Below are 20349 nucleotides of genomic sequence, written 5' to 3' on the forward strand. Positions count from 1 at the left end.
TCAATTAAGCCGATTCCGTTTTGCCTCCAATAAGTGCTTCGTATAATTTTTTCTCGAAATCTTCTTGCTTGAATGGTTTTGAAATAATATCAGTAAATCCGGCTTCGTCAAACTCATGCATTTTGTCTTCAAGGGTGACAGCAGTAAGTGCAAAAATTGTTATATTCTTATCAAATCCACGAATAAGTTTAGTAGCTTCGAGTCCGCTAATACCTGGCATATGAATGTCCATTAATATCACATCATAAGTGGTTTCTTTAGCTTTGCTAACAGCATCTTCACCATTATCAACAACCTCACAATTAAGCTTCATTTTATTCAAAATCTTTTTAGTAATCATTTGATTGATTTTGTTGTCTTCAACGACTAATATTTTAATGTTGCTTAATTCCAATTCGTCAATATTATTAAAATATTCAACTTTTTTAGGCTTGGCTACTGCTTCAGCATATTTAACTGGTATCTCAAAAGTAAAAGTTGAGCCTTTGCCTAGTTCACTCTTTAAATATATTTTACCTTTTAGTATTTCAATAAGTCCTTTAACAATGGATAAACCTAAACCAGTACCACCATATTTTCGGTTAATTTGAATGGAACCTTGGGCGAAGCTTTCAAAAAGCATTTCTTGTTTTTCCTTACTGATACCTATACCATTATCTTCAATTTCAAAACGTACCACATAATCATTACCGTCCTGCTTTAACTTATAAGCTCTAACCCAGATATCGCCATCTTTTGTAAATTTAATAGAATTACCTATTAAATTTATTAATATTTGCGATATTTTAAGCTGGTCTGCATTAAAAGTTTCAGGTAAGTCACTATCATACTCAAAATGCATTTGGATGTTGTTGTCCAATGCTGAATTGTTTAAGGCGGCAATAACATTGGTTATTTTTTTCTTCAGGTTGAAGTTTTCAGGTTCAATATCAACTTTATTGGCTTCTATTTTATTTATCTGTAAAATATCATTGATGAAGGTTAATAAATATTCTCCAGAAAATTTTAATGATTTTAAATGCTGAAGTTGATTGGGTTTGGGATCTTCATCCAATAGCATATTTGTCAAGCCTGTAACTGCGTAAAGTGGTGTGCGCAACTCGTGAGTTACAGTTGAAAGGAAATTGGCTTTTGTTTTAGACGCTAATTCAGCTTTTTCTTTTGCAATTATAAGCTCGCCATTTTTTTTATGGAGCATATTGTTGGTCTTGAGCCTAATATTGTTGTTCTTATATAAAGAAAGTGTCAATAGGGACAGAATAGTAATTAAAGCAATACTTAAAATAGTTGTCAGTTTACTCAAGCTATTGGCTTCTTTTTGTTCTTCTAAATCGGCAGCTTGCTGTTTTTGAAATTCCGTTTGGTTATTAAGCAATACCTGAATGCGCTTTTCAGGAGATAAACTTTCTCGCTTCAACTCTAGCAGTGAATCCGAAAGTGTCATGTGCAGTTTTAGGAAAGCATTTGATTCCTTATAATTGCCAATTATTTGATTGATGTCAGATAATACCAGAAAACCGTTAGATAGAACTGTATTAAACCCATATTCTTTGGCTATTTTTAAGCCATCATTTGCTGTTTGTAAACCAACATCTGTTTGACCCAGTTTTACCAATGCATAACCATTGTAAATCATGGCACTACTTTTAATTTTGTTAAGTTCGTAGCGTGTTGCCAGTGATATGGATTTTTCTAATTGTTTTTTTGCATTATTAAAATCCTCTAACTTGATTAGTGTTTTTCCTTCGTAGAGTAGTACTTCGGACACAAAATCATTGAGTCCTTCTTGTTCAAATAAAGATTTTGAAGAGATGAAATAATCTAAAGCTTGGCGGTAATCTTTTTTACTGCTGTAAACATTACCCAAAACCTTGTAAGTTTCGGCTAAATTCACATCGTCTTTGGCTAATCTTTGAATCTCATTAGCTTTAAAAAGGCTTACTAAAGCATCATCAGGCTCTTCAATAATATATTGAAGCTTGCCCATTTTAGAGTAAATAATACCTATACTTTTTTTACTACTAATCTGTTCGGCGAGAACAAGCGCATCTTCAAGCTTTTTTTGAGCCTCAAAATAATCGCTGTTTTCAATGTCTTTTTGTGCCTGATCAATCTTATAATCAATACTAATTTGTATAGTCTCAGGATCCTCACTTATTTCATTTTGTGATGAAATACTGATGCTAAACAAGCATATAATAGCACATATATATTTTGTAATCTGGGACATTTTATTATTACTATATATCGACAAATATAAATATTTATTCGATAAAAGTCACTTTTTTATCGATAAATTGCAAATTAAATCAATAATTCTTTGAGAATAGGCAGTTTCATTATCATACCATCCAATGATTTTTACCATGTTTCCGATAACAGAAGTCATTTGAGAATCAAATATACAAGAATGGGTATTTCCAACAATATCAATGGAAACGATTGGATCTTCGGTGTAGGCAAGAATATTTTTTAAATAGCCTTCAGAAGCTGATTTAAAGGCTTTGTTGATATTTTCAATCGATGTTTCTTCTTTAACGTTAAAAGTAATATCGGTTAGAGAACCATTGGCTACAGGAACACGAATACCGCATCCGCCAATAACATCAGATAGTTCTGGGAATATTTTTGTTAGTGCTTTGGCTGCACCTGTTGTAGTTGGAACAATAGATTGACCGGCTGCCCTTGCACGCCTTAAGTCTTTGTGTGGTTGATCGTGCAGACTTTGATCGGTTGTGTAGGAGTGAACTGTAGTAATGTAGGCTTGCTTAACACCACATAATTTATTTACAACATCAATCATTGGCGCAGCGTTGTTGGTAGTACAGGAGGCATTTGAAATAATTTTTTCAGTACCATCTAAACTATCATCATTTATTCCAAGTACAATCGTTTTTATGTCATCTTCTAACGGTGGAACGCTTAAAATAACCTGTTTGGCTCCATTGGTTAAATGCTTATTGAGGGCTTTAGAAGTTTTATATTTCCCGGTAGCTTCTATAACGATATCAACTTTATTGGATTTCCAATCAATATCTTTTGGATGTTTGTGATTTGACAGCGGAATTTTTCGGCTATTGACAATAATATGATTTTCGTCGTAAGATAGGTTTTGATTGAAAATACCGTGAATACTGTCATATTTTAATAAATGACTTAAGGTTTTACTGTCAGCCAAGTCATTAATGGCAACAACCTTAAGTTCTGTATGGTCTTGTAAAAGTCGAAATACTCTACGGCCAATACGCCCAAAACCATTTATTCCAATGCGAATCATTAATTAATATGTTTTTGAGCTTTGTAGGAAGATCTCACTAGTGCGCTGCTTTCTACATGTCTGAAACCCAAGTCTAGACCAATTTCCTTGTATTCTTCAAATTGGTCTGGCATGATAAACCGTTTTACGGGTAAATGTTTTTTACTAGGTTGCAAATATTGCCCAATGGTGACAACATCAACATCATTTGCTTTTAAGTCGTGAAGGGTTTCAATGACTTCTTCTCTGGTTTCTCCTAAACCGAGCATGATACCAGATTTGGTTCGTCTTTGTCCTTGTTCTTTTAAATATTTTAAAACACCTAAACTTCTATCGTATTTTGCTTGAATACGCACTTCACGTGTTAACCTACGAACGGTTTCAATATTATGTGATACAACTTCTGGAGCAACTTCAATAATTCTATCAATATGTCTCTCTATACCCTGAAAATCTGGTATTAAAGTTTCTAAAGTGGTTTCAGGATTCATCCGTCTGACTGCTTTTACAGTTTCAGCCCACATAATGCTACCCATATCTTTTAGGTCATCACGATCCACACTGGTTAAAACAGCATGTTTTATTTTCATGATTTTTATGGAGCGGGCTACTTTTTCTGGTTCATCCCAATCAACTGTTTCAGGTCTTCCAGTTTTTACACCACAAAAACCACATGATCTGGTACAAATATTTCCCAAAATCATAAAAGTAGCTGTGCCTTCTCCCCAACATTCACCCATGTTTGGACAACTACCCGATGTGCAGATGGTATTAAGATTGTATTTATCTACCAACCCTCTTAATTCGGTGTATTTCTTACCAGTTGGTAATTTTACACGTAACCATTTTGGTTTGGGTTCACGGCCAGGTAATATATTTGATTTTGTTTCAGTCTTCATATACTATTAATTGCGCGGCAAAGATACAAAACTAATATCTTAAATGTTGTTTTTGAGTATTAAGACCTTTGTGTTTAAGAAGTCTTAATCTGACTTTTTTTGAATGATTTCAGCCAATAATTTTTTGGCACGTAGCAGCTTGACCTTTATATTATTCATAGGTTCATCAAGCTGATGAGAGATTTCCTTATAGCTTAATTCCTGAAAGTATCTTAAATTAATAACTTCCTGGTAATGCGGTTTTAATTTTTTTATATCACGAAGTAATTTTGCCAGATTCTGATCTGTAATGAGTTTGTCCTCGGGTGAAGGTGATTCGTCTAAAACATCATAATACTCCTCATCATGGGTATTTGTAATACTTTGAGAAATGGAGTTTTTTTCTTTTCTGACTAAATCAATGTGTATGTTTTTGGAAATGGTAATAAGCCAAGTTTTAAATTTATAGTCACTATTGTAAGTTTCTATCTTATCAAAGGCTTTAGAAAAAGCCTGAATTGTGATGTCCTCTGCATCATTTTCATTTTGGGTGCGTTTCAATTGAAAACCGTAAACATCATCCCAAAAGGTGTCTAGTAAAAAATTAAAAGCCTTTTGATTGTTCTGTTTGGCTTTTAGGATTGCTTCTTTTATTTCCAATGTCTAGGTTTTGAGATAAGGTTTGATATAAATATAGTCAATTGAAAAGCAACCAAAAAGAAATCGAAGAAAGGAAGGAAAAAGATGATGTCCTTTTCATCCAATTTTTTCGATGCTCCAAAAAAAACAACGTATTGAATTAAGATACGTAGTAAGAAAAGTGTTAAGACAATTTCCCATTTAAACAGTAAAATCAACAGTAGAATACTCAATAGCCAAAACCCTAATTGCGATAAGTAATAAAAAGCAAGGATAAATTTGTGATTGGTTTTATAATGATTTGCTGTAGTGATATGTCTCTTTTTTTGGTTTATCCAGTCTTTAAAAGATGTTTTTGGTGTTGATATAGTGAAACTATCAGGTGAAAGACTGATGGCAGTATTTTCTGAATTAGCGATTTGATTTATAAAAAGGTCGTCATCTCCAGATTTTATATGCATATGAGACATAAAACCACTCGCTTCAAAAAAAGTATTTTTTGTATAAGCTAAATTTCTACCAACACCCATATATGGGATTCCTATTTTTGCCCAAGAAAAATATTGCATTGCAGTGAGCATTGTCTCGAACCTTATAAGTTTATTTAATAAGGAATTTTTAATTTTAGTATAAGCACCATAACCTAAAACAATATTTTTGCCAGATTGGAATTGTGAACTCATTTCTCGAATCCAATTGTTCGATCTAGGTTTACAGTCAGCATCAATAAATAATAAGTAGGGATGTTTTGAAGCTTTAATCCCTAGTGTTAATGCATATTTTTTATTTGCCCAAAAAGCCTCGTTATTTTTAACGTTTACAATTTTTATGTTTTTATACTTATTGGCAAAATCTTCCATAACAAGTAGGCTATCATCATGGGAAGCATCATTAATTAAAACCACTTCAAAGTTGGCGTAGTTTTGTTCCAATATGGATGGTAGGAAATTTTTTAGGTTTTCTTCCTCATTTTTTGCACAAACAATGACAGAAATAGATAATTCTTTTATTGGAGTGCTTAAAGCTTTATGAAAACTAATTTTGGTAAAAACAATTAAGAAATATAATATTTGAAAGCATACTAATACAATAAATACATAGAAAAGTAAGCTTAAAACCATAAGCGTATAAACTAGGAATGTTGCGGTTCGTTACAGCTATCAAATTGATCGGGTGTTTTTCCGCAAAAGCCACAAGCCTCACCTTCTTTATTTAGCATAGGGTTTTGGCTGGCACATGTTCCGGCAAATTCTCCATTTTTTTTTGCCCATAGCTTAATAGCAATTCCTGCTATAGCAATCCCAAGCAAAACTAATGTTATTAGAAGAAGTTTCATTATTTATGATTTTTTGCAAAGATAATATATAAAAAAAAACAAGCCTTGCTTTTCAATGAAAAACAAGGCTTGTTTTACGATATTATAAAATTACTTTATTTTATTGAGTGGAATTTCAGCTACTGCATTTTCAAGAGTTGCACTAGAGTTACCACCTTTAGGCTCAATAGTTATGCTTAAAGCCAGTGCATCTTCAGCATAAGGAATTTCCCTTAATTGCCTGTCTGTTTCACTTAAAATACCCAAACTAACCATTTTATCTTCAACTTCAGCCCAGATTTGATAACATTGCTCTTCTGGCAATTGTGGTAAAGAAACAACATCAATCATTGAGGTTTTTTCTTTTGGGTTAATGTAGGCAACAGTTTTTAAGTTTTTAGCTCTGTGGTTACCATTTATGATATACTTTTCGGTTTCAGGATTATTGAGTTGTTTAAACTGCTTCATAATCTCATCCAAACGTTTGTTATTTTTTGAAATATCATCTCGTAAATCAAAAATCTCGTCAACAACTACTTGATTTTCGTGTGATAATTTTTGATTCATGTTGTAAAACTTGTAGGCAGTACCTGCAAATATTAATGCCGCAATACTAGCTGCAATACTATATTTATACCATTTTTTTCTTGAACTGGTAATTGCAATTACTGGTTTTTTATCAAGTTCTTCCAAAATATTGTTTAAAATGCCTTTTGGAGCTTCAATAGCATTACTTTTTGCAACAATTTCTAGATTGTCTTGCAAGTCATTGTAAGCTTTTTGTATTTCGGGATACTTCGAAATGTAAGATTCTACCAATACAGTTTCAGACGTATTGGTTTCACCTAGTAGATATTTTTCTAAAAGGTCAGAATTTAATATTGTAGTTATTTTATCATTCATGACTGTTTTAATTCTGGGTCGTAAATCTTTTTAAGTTCACGAAGCCCAATTTTTAATCTCGATTTTATAGTGCCCAACGGTATTTCTAGTTCATCACTGGCTTCTTGCTGGGTCATGCCCTCAAAAAAGAGAGCATTGATAACAATCTGATATTTTTCATCCAAGGTGTTTAAATGCTTTTTTATGTCAAGCACATCTTGGTTTAAACTATCCGCTGTTAATTTATATACGTTTGAACTTTCTATTTGGATTTCTTTACTTGACTTATTATTGTATGATCGAACTTTATCAATTGCCGTGTTATAAGCAATCCGGTAAAGCCAAGTAAATAGTTTAGCTTTTGAGGCATCATAAGATTTTGCTTTTTTCCATACTTTAATAAAGGTTTCTTGCAAAGCATCCTGTGCCAAATCTTCATCAGTTAAAACCTTGGAAATAACACCATAAAGTGAATCGGCATAGTTTTCATACAGTAATGAAATAGCCCTTTTGTCACTTTTTTCTAGTAAGCTAACTATCTGTTTTTCAATTAGTGTGCTCAAGTATATATAAGGTATAGGTTAGTTTAATTGTTTAATAACGCCAAAGTTATTAATTTCTTATTATTTAAATAATATTAACTTCAGCTTCAATTTCAATACCAAAAATACGTAAAATGGTATTTTGAATTAATTTTGAGAGATTTAAAATGTCATCACCATTGGCACCTCCATAATTTACTAAAACAAGAGCTTGTTTTTTATGAACACCATAATTGTCAAATCGCTTTCCTTTAAAACCAGCTTTTTCAATTAGCCAACCAGCTGGCACTTTTATTTCATTTTCTGAAACAATGTAACTTGGAATATCTTCAAATTTTTCAGCTAATTTTTGAAATGCCAATTTATCAATTACAGGATTTTTAAAAAAACTACCGCTGTTACCAATCTCTTTTGGATCAGGTAGTTTGCTTTTTCTGATAGTTACAACGGCTTTTGAAATATCCTGAATATTGGGATTTGTTATTTCCATATGGTCCAATTCGTTTTGAATTGTACCATATGATGTGTGCAATACATGTGCTCTTTTTGTGAGTTTAAAAGTGACACTGCAAATAATATAGGATCCTTTTAGTTCTTGTTTAAATATTGAATTTCTGTAATCAAAATGACATTCCGATTTAGTAAAAGTTTTTATTTCTCTTGAATATACGTTGAGTGCTTCGCAGGAAACAAAGTGGTCTTTGAGTTCAACACCATAGGCACCAATATTTTGTATTGGTGCAGTTCCTACATTACCTGGAATGAGCGATAGATTTTCTAAACCACCAAAATCATGCTCAAGGCACCAACAAACAAAATCGTGCCAATTCTCGCCAGCTTTTACATTGATTATTACGTGATCTTCATCGTCAGAGACAATAGATATCCCTTTGAGATTAACGTGAACGACCAGCGTATTAATGTCTTGTGTAAGCAACATATTGCTGCCACCACCTAGAATAAATATATCTGAATTCTCTTCAAGTTTTAAAACCTCCAATAATTCATTGATACTCGTTACAGATATAAAATGCTTGGCTTTTACATCTATGCCAAATGTGTTATAAGATTTTAAAGATATGTCGTGTTGTATTTTCACTAATCCTTATAAACTTTTAGAGCTTCTTTTAAAATATTAACGGCTTTAATTAAACTATCTTTTTGCAATACATAAGCTATACGAATTTGATTTAGTCCTACATTAGGAGATGAATAGAAGCCTGCAGCTGGAGCAACCATAACCGTTTCACCATCAACATCAAAACTTTCTAAAAGCCATTGCGCAAAATTATCTGAATTTTTTACTGGTAATTCAACAATACAATAAAAAGCACCTTTAGGTTTGGCAACTTTGACACCTTCAATTTTTTCCAATTCAGAAATTAATATATTTCTTCTTTCAACATATTCTGAAATGACATTATCAAAATAGCTTTGAGGTGTTTGCAATGCTGCTTCACTAGCAATTTGTGCCAATGTTGGCGGACTTAATCGTGCTTGGGCAAATTTCAACGCGGTAGAAATTACAGTCTTATTTTTGGAAACCAAACAACCAATTCTAGCACCACACATACTATAACGTTTTGATACAGAGTCAATCATGATAGCATGTTCATCCAAACCTTCCTCTTGCATAATAGAGTAGTGGATTACGCCATCATAAGCAAATTCTCTGTAAACTTCATCAGCAATTAAAAATAAGTCATGCTTTTTTACAATTTGCGCTAATTTTTTGATTTCTTCTTTTGAATATAAATATCCTGTTGGGTTTCCTGGATTACAGATTAAAATAGCCTTTGTTTTTGGTGTGATAAGTTTTTCAAACTCTTCAATAGGAGGTAAAGCAAAATTATCTTCAATTTTTGATATAACAGGCACGATGTTAACGCCTGAGGCAGTTGAAAAACCATTGTAATTGGCATAGAATGGTTCAGGTATAATAATTTCATCATCTGTGTCCATAACACTGCCAAAGGCAAATAGAAGCGCTTCACTACCTCCTGTAGTAACTATTATATCTTCCTTGTTAACCTGAATTTGATGCTTACTGTAATAATCAGCAATTTTTTGACGATACTCATCTGAACCTTCAGATCTCGTGTAAGCTAAAATATCAAGAGAGTTTATTTTAACAGCATCCAAAGCTACTTCTGGAGTTTTAATATCTGGTTGTCCAATATTTAAATGGTAAACAGTTTTTCCTTGTTTATATGCCATTTCAGCATAAGGTACTAACTTTCTGATTGGAGATTGCGGCATGGATTCTCCTTTTCTTGATATTCTAGGCATGTCTTTTAATTTGGCGGTAAAGTTCTTAAAAATAATCTTAATTTAATTGTTAAAACAGCCCTATTTGGCAATTGTATCAAATTTATTTCGTATTTTAAATAATCGTTAGCTTCTAAAAGAATGAACCGTTGGGTATCTATATTGTTTTTTTTATTAATGACTACAGGTCATTTTACCTATTCTCAAGGTAACAGTTTTGCTTTACCGAGCAATATGGATTCTGATAAAATACCGTTTCAACTAATCAATAATTTAATTATTATTCCTGTTGAAGTCAATAATGTTGAACTATCTTTTATACTTGATAGCGGTGTTAATAAGCCTATTTTATTTAATATTCTTGATGGTTTTGATATTATTGATGAGCAGACTAAAGAAACTATTTATTTAAAAGGATTAGGAGAAGGTGAGGTTGTTGAAGCTGTAAAGTCTAAAAACAATATCTTTAAAATTGGTGATGCTGTAAAGTTCAATCAAACTATTTATGCCGTTTATAATACAGGTTTGGATTATGCACCTAAATTGGGTATGCCCATTCACGGAATAATAGGATACGACTTGTTCAAGGATTTTGTTGTTGAAGTTAATTATGCCAAGAAACATTTAAAAATCATCAAGCATGCTGAATATAAAGAAAGGCTTTGCAATAAATGTGAAAAACATTCTTTGCGATTTTTTAACAATAAACCTTATTTAAAAGCTGAAGTTACTCTTGAAGATAAGAATATTCCAATAAATGTATTGATTGATACTGGCGCAAGTGACGCCTTATGGCTATTTGAGGATGAGTCTAAAGACATTGTTTCTACCGATAATTACTTTGAAGATTTTTTGGGTTATGGATTGAGCGGAAGTCTTTATGGTAAACGATCAAAAGTTGAAAGTTTGTCTATAGGCGCATTTCAATTCAATGAATCATTGGTTGCTTTTCCAGAAGGTTCATCGATTGAGACTTTAAGACGAATAAAGGATAGAAATGGAACAGTAGGGGCTGAAATACTAAAACGATTCAACATTACCTTTAATTACAAAGAAGAAAGTGTTATTTTGAAGAAAAACAACTTTTTTAAGAAGGAATTTAAGTATAACAAAAGTGGAATAGATATTGAACATCGTGGTTTTAGAGTAGTTAAAGATTATTACTATACTCTCAACGAAGGAAGACTTTTGTTTAGTACCAATAATATGTCAGAGCCACTTACCGATAAGCCTTCATCTAGAAACTATAGATTGGACGTAAAGCCTGCTTTTGAAGTAGTGAAGCTACGTGATAATAGTCCTGCAAAATTAGCGGGTGTAGAATTAGGCGATATTATATTGGAGGTTAATGGTAAAGATGTAAAAGATTCTACATTACAAGAGGTCATAGAGAGTTTTAGTGGAAAAAATGGAAAGCGAATAACGTTGTTGCTCGATAGGCAAGGCAAAATATTTGAATATAAATTTCAGCTTAAAGATATGCTCAAATAAAAAACCCTTGACAATTCAAGGGTTTTTTATTTTATATTAGGAGCTAGAATTATTTGCTCATCACGCTCTTATCTTTTTTCTCAAGAACACTCGTTTTGCTTGGGTCAATTACTTCACCCTTAATCTTTAGAGCTATCGTTGGTGTATCTGCATTGGACATTACCGTAATAGTTTTTCTAATTGGCATAACACGATTCGTGTCATATTTCACTTGAATTTCACCTGTTTCACCTGGTGCAATTGGGCCATCTGGTTTTTTAGGTACTGTACAACCACAGCTAGATTTCACATTAGAAATAATTAGTGGTGCATTCCCAGTATTTGTAAATTCAAAAACTCTTACGCCATCAGCTCCTTTTTCAATGGTACCGTAATCAATAGTAGTGTCCTTAAATTCAATCTTTGCAACTTTTTCTTGCGCATTTACTGAAAAACCTATTAATCCGATAAACAATATGGTAATTAAATGTTTCATAATATATTAATTTAATTCAGTGGTAAACATAGTCACTTTTTATACATTCTACAAAATTTTTAGACGTAATGCACACCCATAAATATATTTTACTTAAACAAATGTACATATAACATTCATATAATTTTATATAAAAAAGAAATATAAGTACTTTTGCCTGTTGTATTTCAAAAACTATTCCAAAGTATGCAAATTCCATCAAAATATGATGCCAATCAAGTAGAAGGTAAGTGGTATGATTACTGGATGAAACATAATTATTTTCATTCAAAACCTGATAACAGAGAACCTTACACAATTGTTATTCCGCCTCCTAATGTCACAGGAGTCTTGCATATGGGACATATGTTGAATAATACTATTCAAGATGTTTTAATTCGTCGTGCACGCCTACAAGGCAAAAATGCTTGTTGGGTACCTGGTACAGATCATGCATCTATTGCTACAGAAGCTAAAGTAGTTGCTAAATTAAAAGAGCAAGGAATTGATAAAAACGACTTATCACGTGAAGAGTTTTTAAAACATGCTTGGGATTGGACACATGAATATGGAGGAGTTATTTTAGAACAACTTAAAAAACTAGGTTGTTCGTGTGATTGGGATAGAACCAAATTTACAATGGATGACGATATGTCAGAAGCAGTCATTCAGGTTTTTGTTGACTTATACAATAAAGGTATGATTTATCGTGGTTATCGTATGGTAAATTGGGATCCTGAAGCCAAAACAACACTTTCTGACGAAGAAGTTGAATATATTGAGAAGCAAGGAAAACTTTACTACATAAATTATCAAGTTGAAGGCAGTGATAAAACCTTAACAATTGCTACAACAAGACCTGAAACCATTTTAGGTGATACCGCAATATGTATTAATCCAAATGATGAACGCCATGCCAATTTAAAAGGAAAAAGAGCGATTGTGCCCATTAATGGTCGAATTATTCCAATTATTGAAGATGAATATGTAGATGTTGAATTCGGAACAGGATGCTTAAAAGTGACTCCAGCACATGATGAAAACGATAAAGTTCTTGGCGATAAGCACAATTTAGAAGTCATAGACATCTTTAATGAAGATGCAACACTAAATAGTTATGGCTTGCATTACGAAGGAAATGATCGATTTGTTGTGCGTAAGGAAATTGTTAAAGAGTTAGAGGAAAAAGGTCATATTCTTAAAATAGAAGATTATAACAACAGAGTAGGTATTTCAGAACGTACCAAGGCCATTATTGAACCTAGACTATCGGATCAATGGTTCTTAAAAATGGAAGAATTGGTGAAACCTGCAATCGAAGCTGTTTTGGGAGATAAACCTGATATTAAGTTGTATCCTAAAAAATTTGAAAATACCTATAGACATTGGTTGGAAAATATTCGTGATTGGAATATTTCTCGTCAGTTGCGATGGGGACAACAAATACCTGCGTTTTACTATGGCGATGGTAAGGAGGACTTTGTTGTGGCTAAGACTATTGAAGAAGCTTTAGTTTTAGCCAAAGAACAAACTAATAACCCAGAATTAGAAACTAACGACTTACATCAAGATTTAGACGTTGTTGATACATGGTTTTCTGCTTGGTTATGGCCTATGAATGTTTTTGATGGCATCCGAAACCCTGAAAATGAAGAAATAAAATACTACTATCCAACAAACGATTTAGTAACTGGTCCAGATATCTTATTCTTTTGGGTTGCTCGAATGATTATAGCTGGATATGAGTATAAAGGTGAAAAACCTTTTGAAAATGTTTATTTAACAGGATTGGTTCGTGATAAGCAACGTCGTAAAATGAGTAAGTCTCTAGGGAATTCTCCTGATGCCTTAAAACTTATTGAAGATTACGGTGCAGATGGTGTCCGTGTTGGATTGTTATTAAGCTCTGCAGCGGGAAATGACCTTATGTTCGATGAAGCACTTTGTAATCAAGGAAAAGGTTTTGCAAATAAAATTTGGAATGCATTCCGTTTAGTGAAAGGTTGGGAGGTAAGTGAAAACATAAAACAGCCTGAATCCAGTAAAGTAGCTTTAGAATGGTTTGAAGCTAAATTTCAAGAGACTTTAGCAGAAATTGAGGACCATTATAGTAAATATCGGCTGTCAGATGCTTTAATGGCAACTTACAAATTAATTTGGGATGATTTTGCTTCCTGGTTACTGGAAATTGTTAAGCCAGCATACCAACAACCAATTGATGCTAAAACACTAGATGGTGTTATTTCAAGTTTTGAAAATATCTTAAAAATATTGCATCCGTTTATGCCATTTTTGACAGAAGAAATTTGGCAATATATGGAAGAAAGACAACCAGAAGAAGCGCTTATTGTTGCTAAATGGCCAGAGAAAAAAACTGTAAATAAGGAGTTGATTTCTGGATTTAATTTCGCCCAAGAAGTCGTTTCTGGAATTAGGAATATGAGAAAGGAAAAGAATATTTCATTTAAGGATAGTATCGATTTTTCTATTATAAATAATGAAAATGTATCTGCTATTTTTGATGAGGTTATTAAAAAACTTGGTAATATAGATGCTTTTCAATATGTTTCCGAAGCTGTTGATGGCGCCCTAACATTCAGGGTGAAATCTAATGAGTATTTTATTCCTATCTCTGGAGCTATAAATCTTGAAGAAGAAATCAAAAAGCTTACAGAAGAGTTAAATTATACAGAAGGATTCCTGAAATCAGTTCAGAAAAAATTATCAAATGAACGTTTTGTTTCTGGGGCACCAGAGCAAGTTGTGGCAAGTGAAAAGAAAAAAGAAGCCGATGCTTTAGCTAAAATTGAAACTTTAAAAGCAAGTTTAGCGAGTTTAAAATAACTAAATTAAAGTATCAACACCTTTAATAAAGATTTAAAGGTGTTGATTTCTTTCTAGCCGTTTGGAGGGATTATTCGTTTATAATACCCTGCAGGATGATTGGCATGTGCAGAACAATAATGACAACCGGTTGTATTTCCAGTACAACGAGCTCCACACTTTGAAATAAATAACTCTTGTCCGCCTCGAATCATTCTTTGTTCAGTTTTAGTTAAAGCATGACCTAGATTTTTTAAATTTTTCATGATAAAATAGTTTTTAATTTTCCTTGACCGTTTAAAGACACTCAAGGTCTGTGTCTGTTCCTCTCAAAGGAATATATTGTTATTTAAAAACATCTTTTAATTGGTAAAAGAAGCGCTCTATTAGTCTGAGATTTTCAGTTATAATTTCTGCTTTTCCAATCATTTCTTGTTTAAATGATAGCTCCTTATTGTAGGATGTAATAAGTTTGTTAGGAAGTTTGATGTCTATTAAATAATATCCTTCAGGGTCAGGAATAGGAGAAATGTAATCAATGTTGCCTGAAATAGTTCCATATTCAGTTTCTGGATAGTTTTCAATACTAATATTTACTTTTTGACCAATTTTTAGCTTACCAGAATTTTTTATTGGAGTTTTTAGTTTAGCAATGTAAGCAGAGTTTTCTTTAGGTATTATGGTGAAAACTTGATCGCCAGCATTAACATTTTGATTTGCATTCCAAAAATGCAGATAAAAAACTTTACCATCAATTTCAGATTTCAATGTGTAATTTCGTTCCCATTCAGTAATGGCGTTCTTTAATTGGTTAAATGATTGTATAACCTTTTTTAGTAGCTTTATGTCTTCTCTAGTCCTTGATATTTCAGTTCCTTTATAATTCTTTTTTGCATTGCTAATGGCTTCTCTTATTTGTGATACTGAAGATTCGAGACTTTTATAGCCTCTTTGAACTTGAGCAAATTCAATTTGACTTTTCTCATAATCATATTGCGATATAATCCCTTTGTTTAGAAGGTTTTTATTTCTTTCTAAATTCTTTAAAGCTAGATTCAATTCAGATTCATTGATTTTCAATTGGTGTCTAGAGTTAGATAGCCTGGTATTTAATTCTGTTATCGTGTTTCTATTAGTGATGGATTCATTTGTAAACGGTTGCAGTTTTGTGTTTATGGTGTAAAGCGTATAGTCGTTTTCAAAAGTGGCAAATTCGTCATCTACATCACCTAGAAAAAGAACAGGTAAACTATCAATAGGGAAGTAAAACGAATCATTTTTTATCTTAACAGTATCAATGATATTTTTAAGAAAAATTATATCATTATAGTTTGCTGAATTTTCCAAAATAGCTAAGTAGGAATCAGCTTCAACATCAGCACTATTATTTACTAAAATAGTATCTATTTTTCCGCTGTTTTTTGCAAACTCCTTTTGAGGTGGGATTATTGTAGTAATTACCGCTTCGGAATTTATAATATCTGGATAACTAATAAACCATGACAGCGATAGGAATAATAAAATTAAAATTAAAAACAGGGCGTTTCCATATCGTATCATCCAATGTGGAACAAAAGACAGAATGTCTTGTACTTGTTCACTTCTCAATTCTATATTTTCAAGTTCTTTGGGCATTATTTTCCTAATTCTAGTTGGTTTTTTACAAGATTAAAGTAATTGCCTTTTTTCTTTACTAATGCATCATGATTGCCAACTTCAACAATTTCACCATTTTCTAATACTACTATTTGGTGAGCATTTTTAACAGTGCTTAAGCGGTGTGCAATAACTACCACTGTTTTATTTTCAAAAAAATTGTTCAAATTCTCCATTATTACTTTCTCATTATTGGCGTCTAATGCGCTAGTTGCTTCATCAAAAAAAAGGAATTTGGGATTTTTGTATACTGCTCTAGCTATTAGAAGACGTTGTTTTTGACCTGTGCTTAAGCCAATACCTTCCATACCTATTTTTGTATTGTAACTTAAAGGAAGAGATTCTATATATTCTCTTATGTTAGCAATATCTATTGCATTGGCTAACTTTTTTTTATCAATATGACTTTCTCCAACAGCAATATTATTTGCAATAGTATCATTGAAAATATAACCTTCTTGCATAACCACACCATAGTTATCTCTCCAAGCTTTTTGAGAAATGTTTTTTAATGAGTTTTTATTTAACATTATTTCACCAGATATTGGGTTGTAAAAACGCAATAAGAGTTTCATTAAGGTTGTTTTGCCACTACCACTTGTGCCTACTACAGCTGTAGTTTTATCGTTTGGTATGTGGAGTGATAAGTTTTTTAACACTTCTGTGTCACTACCAACATATCTAAATGAAATATTATCAATAGTGATATCTGCATTTGTTGGTATCTCTTTAATTTTTTCATACTCATCTTCTTCGTTATCCATGTTGTGAATTTCTGCCAATCTATCTAACGATATTTTAGCATCTTGCAATTCTCTAATGAAATTAATTAGTTGCTGTACCGGAGCATTTAATTGGCCAACGATATAGGAGATTGCAAGCATCATTCCTAAAGTTATACTACCATCTATAACCAGTTTTGCAGACAATACAGTTATGAGAATGTTTTTTAACTCATTAATAAATGAAGAGCCTACACTTTGCGCTTGCTCTAGTCCCAAACTTTTGATAGAAACTTTAAATAAACGTGCTTGAGTATGTTCCCAAGCCCATCGCTTTTGTTTTTCAGCATTGTGCAATTTTATATCCTGCATACCATTGATGAGCTCAATAACCTTGCTTTGTTCTTGACTTATAGCTGAAAATCTTTTGTAATCTAGTGTGGCTCTCTTTTTAAGGAAAATTTTTATCCATAAAAAATATAGGAAACTGCCAATGACAAATACCGAGAAGATTTGGAGGCTGTAATAAGCAAGCACAAAACTGAACACTATGAAGTTTATCATTGAGAACAACACGCTTAAAGAAGACGTAGTTATAATTTTTTCTATTCGCTTATGATCATTGATGCGCTGTAAAACATCTCCTGTCATTTTTACATCAAAATAGGAGATAGGTAATTTCATAAGTTTGATAAAAAAATCTGAAACGAGAGAAATGTTAATTCTAGTGCTTATGTGTAATAATATCCAACTTCTAATGACTTCAATAGCTGTTCTTCCAAGGAATAAAGCTATTTGGGCAAATAGGATTAAGTAAATAAAGTTGAGGTCCTGATTTTTTATACCAACATCTACAATGCTTTGGGTTAAAAAAGGAACAACCAATTGTAGTAAGCTGCCTGCCAATAAACCAATGCTTAATTGGATTATAAAGGATTTGTATTTGAATAGGTATTTTAAGATATATTGGAAGTCGAACTTGGAGTTTTTATCTTCTTCAAATTCATCTTCATAAAATTTAGGTGTTGGGTCTAGAAGTAGAGCAATGCCTTCTTGGGTGTTTTCTGTGGCATTATTTCCAATCCAAAACTTTAAAAATTCTTCTTTCTTATAGCTTATTAATCCAAATGCTGGGTCTGAAATATAATAGCTATCTTTTTTTATTTTGTATAAAACAACATAGTGCTCTTTATTCCAATGTAAAATACAAGGTAAAGGTGCTTTTTCGAGTTCTTTTAAGGTCATTTTTACACCCAACGACCTAAAACCCAAAGTTTCACTAGCATCACTTAAGTTAAGTAGATTACTTCCTTCACGGGTAGTCTCACTAATTTTTCGGATTTGGGTAATAGATAGTGTCTTGCCATAATGCTTGGCAATAATTTTCAGACATGTAGGGCCACAGTCTTTTGATTCTGTTTGTGAAAAATAAGGAAATTTAGGCATCTAGTTAATTTTTAATAAGCTAGAAGATTAATCTTCTAGCTTATATAGCTGTCAGTTACTAACAGATTGTAGTGCAATATCCTCCAACGCAACACTGGTTGGGAGTACAAGGAGACCAAATAGTACATTTTTTAAGACCTCCATTAATAGTTTTTTGTTCAGCTTTAGTTAAAGCTTGCCCTAAATTTTTTAAATTTTTCATAATTAAAAATATTTATAAATTAAAATTGCTGTGATCGTTTTAAGACACTCACAGTTTGTGTCTATTCCTCGCGAGAGAATGTTTTAAAGCCACAGCCTTAATGTAAAGGTTATGGCTTTTTATTCAGAATATTGCTCGATAGTTGTATTTAAAGAATTAGATTCAATACAACTCTCCGCTAGATCTTCAATAAAATAAATTAAGTCTTCCTTATTGTATTCTGACGGGAATGACTTTCCATTCAGTAAAATTTCTGGAGTAAAGTTTATGTTATGGGTTTTACACCAATTATTTTCAGTCTGTAGTATATTTAGATAAGGTTCTATGTTTGTGCAAGTCCTATATTTAGCCAACCACTTATCAGGTGATAAGTCATTATAAATGTCATGCATGGCTTTCAAACAGTCAATTTCTCCGTTTTGATGGTATATTTCTAATAAACGAGAAGTGATTTTTACAACGTCACTAGTTTCTTTAGAGGCATCAATGTTAAATCTAACGGTAATTAATACATCCTCATGAAATTGTTCTAATATCGATTCAATAAGATTATGTACTGCTTTACAGTGACCGCAAAAGGGGTTAGTAATAATGGTTATGTTTAGCAGAGCTGACTTATTGCCAAATGTAATTTCATGAGTTTTTGGAATACTGTATTCAAGAGCTGTCTTGTTGTATAAAAGAGATTTGAATAAATTGAAATTTCGTTTGAACTTTGTGGATTCAATTTTGAGTTTGTTGTATTCGGTTTCAATTGCTAGCTTATTGGATATATATAGCCATAAGCCTGTAGTAAGGGTAAAAGAAAAACCAATCAGTAAGATTGCTAACAATGAAAATTCAAAACTCAATTGAGGATTTAATGCAGATACTGTTACTCCTGCTATTAATACACTTACTATTCCTAAACATAATGTGCACCAACTTTTTGCTATAAATTTTTGATAATAGAGAGAGTAAATCACGGCTGGAATTGCCAATAAACTCAAAATAAACAGAAGGCTTGTTTCTATTTTTGTTATACTAATTAAAAGCCACGAAAAACTAATTGCTGCAAAGTATATTAAGGAAATGTCTGTTAATTTTATTTTATCAAATATTTTAGACCCCTCTGATCTCAAGACGTTATCGCAGTTAGTAGAATTACTTTCTTTTGAGCATATGGCGTCAACAATTTTAGATGATATTCCCACATCATGTTGAACAATTAAAACACTTAACCATAAACCTAATAATGATAAAGCAAAGTGAATAGATTCGTAAACAGCAGGACTGAAAAAAGTAAAAAGAACTATTGATAAAAGTATGACTGCGCAAATTGTAATTTTATTTGCAATATTGTTTTTTGTTTTATTGTAATTTTTACGCTCTGCGTTTTCAATCGCAACGATGACTCCAGTAAATTGTTTTATGAAATCATTTAGGTTTAACGTTAGTTTTTCCTTATTGTTCATAGTCAAATGAAATTGAGAATTTGTCTTCTCTACAATAGAGAAAAAAGTTCCTTTTTGAGTTTCTACTTGGGCTAAAAAACTAGAAGGCAATTGTCCGATTGTCTCTTCATCTGCCGAAATCTTTAAAGCGATATTTTCTATCTTAAAATGGTTTAAGACTCCAGTTATTGCATGAAGACTAGGATACGAAGGATGACTCTTTATTTGGAAATCAAGCTCTTTATAATCAATTTCAACTTGATGCCTCTTTAGCAAGGTTTGTACAAGAAAACTTAAGGTGTCTTTCAAAGTATTAGAGTTAATGTTATACTCTATTGTTCG

At 32.2% G+C, this 20349-nt stretch carries 17 protein-coding genes; 2 read left to right on the plus strand and 15 right to left on the minus strand.

All coding sequences use genetic code 11. The features are described 5' to 3' along the window. Positions 1-4: 4 nt before the first annotated feature. The 10 genes from C1S72_RS10960 to C1S72_RS11005 form a co-directional block, all read right to left on the minus strand. Complete coding sequence (locus C1S72_RS10960) at positions 5-2230, minus strand: ATP-binding protein (protein ID WP_104735631.1); 2226 nt, start codon at positions 2228-2230, stop codon at positions 5-7. A 48-nt stretch (positions 2231-2278) separates the two neighbouring features. Beyond that, positions 2279-3277, minus strand: a complete 999-nt coding sequence (gap, locus tag C1S72_RS10965) for a type I glyceraldehyde-3-phosphate dehydrogenase (RefSeq protein ID WP_104735632.1) — start codon at positions 3275-3277, stop codon at positions 2279-2281. Further along, on the minus strand, positions 3277-4155 hold the full coding sequence (gene lipA, locus C1S72_RS10970; protein WP_104735633.1) for a lipoyl synthase: 879 nt from the start codon (positions 4153-4155) through the stop codon (positions 3277-3279). Before lipA ends, gap begins: the two co-directional genes overlap by 1 nt. A gap of 84 nt (positions 4156-4239) precedes the next feature. Further along, a complete protein-coding gene (locus C1S72_RS10975) occupies positions 4240-4794 on the minus strand; it encodes an RNA polymerase sigma factor (RefSeq protein ID WP_104735634.1) in 555 nt (184 codons plus the stop codon). Beyond that, the gene (locus C1S72_RS10980) at positions 4785-5894 is read right to left on the minus strand and encodes a glycosyltransferase (protein WP_104735635.1); all 1110 of its coding nucleotides are present in this window, start codon (positions 5892-5894) and stop codon (positions 4785-4787) included. Before C1S72_RS10980 ends, C1S72_RS10975 begins: the two co-directional genes overlap by 10 nt. Positions 5895-5905: 11 nt before the next feature. Beyond that, positions 5906-6109, minus strand: coding sequence for a membrane or secreted protein (locus tag C1S72_RS10985; RefSeq protein ID WP_104735636.1), 204 nt, complete (start codon positions 6107-6109; stop codon positions 5906-5908). A gap of 90 nt (positions 6110-6199) precedes the next feature. Further along, positions 6200-6991 (minus strand): anti-sigma factor, encoded by a 792-nt coding sequence (locus C1S72_RS10990; protein WP_104735637.1) that lies wholly within the window; start codon positions 6989-6991, stop codon positions 6200-6202. After that, a complete protein-coding gene (locus C1S72_RS10995) occupies positions 6988-7533 on the minus strand; it encodes an RNA polymerase sigma factor (protein ID WP_104735638.1) in 546 nt (181 codons plus the stop codon). The genes C1S72_RS10990 and C1S72_RS10995 overlap by 4 nt, the downstream gene beginning before the upstream one ends. Positions 7534-7597: 64 nt before the next feature. After that, on the minus strand, positions 7598-8611 hold the full coding sequence (gene murB, locus C1S72_RS11000; protein ID WP_104735639.1) for a UDP-N-acetylmuramate dehydrogenase: 1014 nt from the start codon (positions 8609-8611) through the stop codon (positions 7598-7600). Further along, positions 8611-9801, minus strand: a complete 1191-nt coding sequence (locus C1S72_RS11005) for a pyridoxal phosphate-dependent aminotransferase (protein WP_104735640.1) — start codon at positions 9799-9801, stop codon at positions 8611-8613. Before C1S72_RS11005 ends, murB begins: the two co-directional genes overlap by 1 nt. A gap of 120 nt (positions 9802-9921) precedes the next feature. Between C1S72_RS11005 and C1S72_RS11010 the strand changes: the two genes are divergently transcribed. Then, the gene (locus tag C1S72_RS11010) at positions 9922-11271 is read left to right on the plus strand and encodes a retropepsin-like aspartic protease (protein WP_104735641.1); all 1350 of its coding nucleotides are present in this window, start codon (positions 9922-9924) and stop codon (positions 11269-11271) included. Positions 11272-11320: 49 nt separating this feature from the next. Here the strand turns inward: C1S72_RS11010 and C1S72_RS11015 are convergent, their stop codons facing one another. Next, complete coding sequence (locus C1S72_RS11015; RefSeq protein WP_104735642.1) at positions 11321-11746, minus strand: DUF1573 domain-containing protein; 426 nt, start codon at positions 11744-11746, stop codon at positions 11321-11323. A 186-nt stretch (positions 11747-11932) separates the two neighbouring features. Between C1S72_RS11015 and C1S72_RS11020 the strand changes: the two genes are divergently transcribed. Next, on the plus strand, positions 11933-14569 hold the full coding sequence (locus C1S72_RS11020; protein ID WP_104735643.1) for a valine--tRNA ligase: 2637 nt from the start codon (positions 11933-11935) through the stop codon (positions 14567-14569). 53 nt (positions 14570-14622) lie between these two features. Here C1S72_RS11020 and C1S72_RS11025 read toward each other — a convergent pair whose 3' ends face one another. The 4 genes from C1S72_RS11025 to C1S72_RS11040 form a co-directional block, all read right to left on the minus strand. Then, on the minus strand, positions 14623-14763 hold the full coding sequence (locus C1S72_RS11025; protein WP_162919970.1) for a hypothetical protein: 141 nt from the start codon (positions 14761-14763) through the stop codon (positions 14623-14625). 130 nt (positions 14764-14893) lie between these two features. Then, a complete protein-coding gene (locus C1S72_RS11030; RefSeq protein WP_104735645.1) occupies positions 14894-16183 on the minus strand; it encodes an HlyD family efflux transporter periplasmic adaptor subunit in 1290 nt (429 codons plus the stop codon). Further along, the gene (locus tag C1S72_RS11035; protein ID WP_104735646.1) at positions 16183-18372 is read right to left on the minus strand and encodes a peptidase domain-containing ABC transporter; all 2190 of its coding nucleotides are present in this window, start codon (positions 18370-18372) and stop codon (positions 16183-16185) included. The genes C1S72_RS11030 and C1S72_RS11035 overlap by 1 nt, the downstream gene beginning before the upstream one ends. A gap of 321 nt (positions 18373-18693) precedes the next feature. Then, positions 18694-20316, minus strand: a complete 1623-nt coding sequence (locus tag C1S72_RS11040) for a vitamin K epoxide reductase family protein (RefSeq protein WP_104735647.1) — start codon at positions 20314-20316, stop codon at positions 18694-18696. Between the last annotated feature and the right edge of the window lie 33 nt (positions 20317-20349).

This window comes from Hanstruepera ponticola (assembly GCF_002940745.1).
Lineage (GTDB): Bacteria > Bacteroidota > Bacteroidia > Flavobacteriales > Flavobacteriaceae > Hanstruepera > Hanstruepera ponticola.

What these genes read in the sequence shown, in the direction of transcription:
- C1S72_RS10960 (WP_104735631.1), bottom strand. Translation starts at nt 2,230, where the DNA reads ATGTCCCAGATTACAAAATATATATGTGCTATTATATGCTTGTTTAGC.
- gap (WP_104735632.1), bottom strand. Translation starts at nt 3,277, where the DNA reads ATGATTCGCATTGGAATAAATGGTTTTGGGCGTATTGGCCGTAGAGTA.
- lipA (WP_104735633.1), bottom strand. Translation starts at nt 4,155, where the DNA reads ATGAAGACTGAAACAAAATCAAATATATTACCTGGCCGTGAACCCAAA.
- C1S72_RS10980 (WP_104735635.1), bottom strand. Translation starts at nt 5,894, where the DNA reads ATGGTTTTAAGCTTACTTTTCTATGTATTTATTGTATTAGTATGCTTT.
- C1S72_RS10985 (WP_104735636.1), bottom strand. Translation starts at nt 6,109, where the DNA reads ATGAAACTTCTTCTAATAACATTAGTTTTGCTTGGGATTGCTATAGCA.
- C1S72_RS10990 (WP_104735637.1), bottom strand. Translation starts at nt 6,991, where the DNA reads ATGAATGATAAAATAACTACAATATTAAATTCTGACCTTTTAGAAAAA.
- C1S72_RS11005 (WP_104735640.1), bottom strand. Translation starts at nt 9,801, where the DNA reads ATGCCTAGAATATCAAGAAAAGGAGAATCCATGCCGCAATCTCCAATC.
- C1S72_RS11010 (WP_104735641.1), top strand. Translation starts at nt 9,922, where the DNA reads ATGAACCGTTGGGTATCTATATTGTTTTTTTTATTAATGACTACAGGT.
- C1S72_RS11015 (WP_104735642.1), bottom strand. Translation starts at nt 11,746, where the DNA reads ATGAAACATTTAATTACCATATTGTTTATCGGATTAATAGGTTTTTCA.
- C1S72_RS11020 (WP_104735643.1), top strand. Translation starts at nt 11,933, where the DNA reads ATGCAAATTCCATCAAAATATGATGCCAATCAAGTAGAAGGTAAGTGG.
- C1S72_RS11025 (WP_162919970.1), bottom strand. Translation starts at nt 14,763, where the DNA reads ATGATTCGAGGCGGACAAGAGTTATTTATTTCAAAGTGTGGAGCTCGT.
- C1S72_RS11030 (WP_104735645.1), bottom strand. Translation starts at nt 16,183, where the DNA reads ATGCCCAAAGAACTTGAAAATATAGAATTGAGAAGTGAACAAGTACAA.
- C1S72_RS11035 (WP_104735646.1), bottom strand. Translation starts at nt 18,372, where the DNA reads ATGCCTAAATTTCCTTATTTTTCACAAACAGAATCAAAAGACTGTGGC.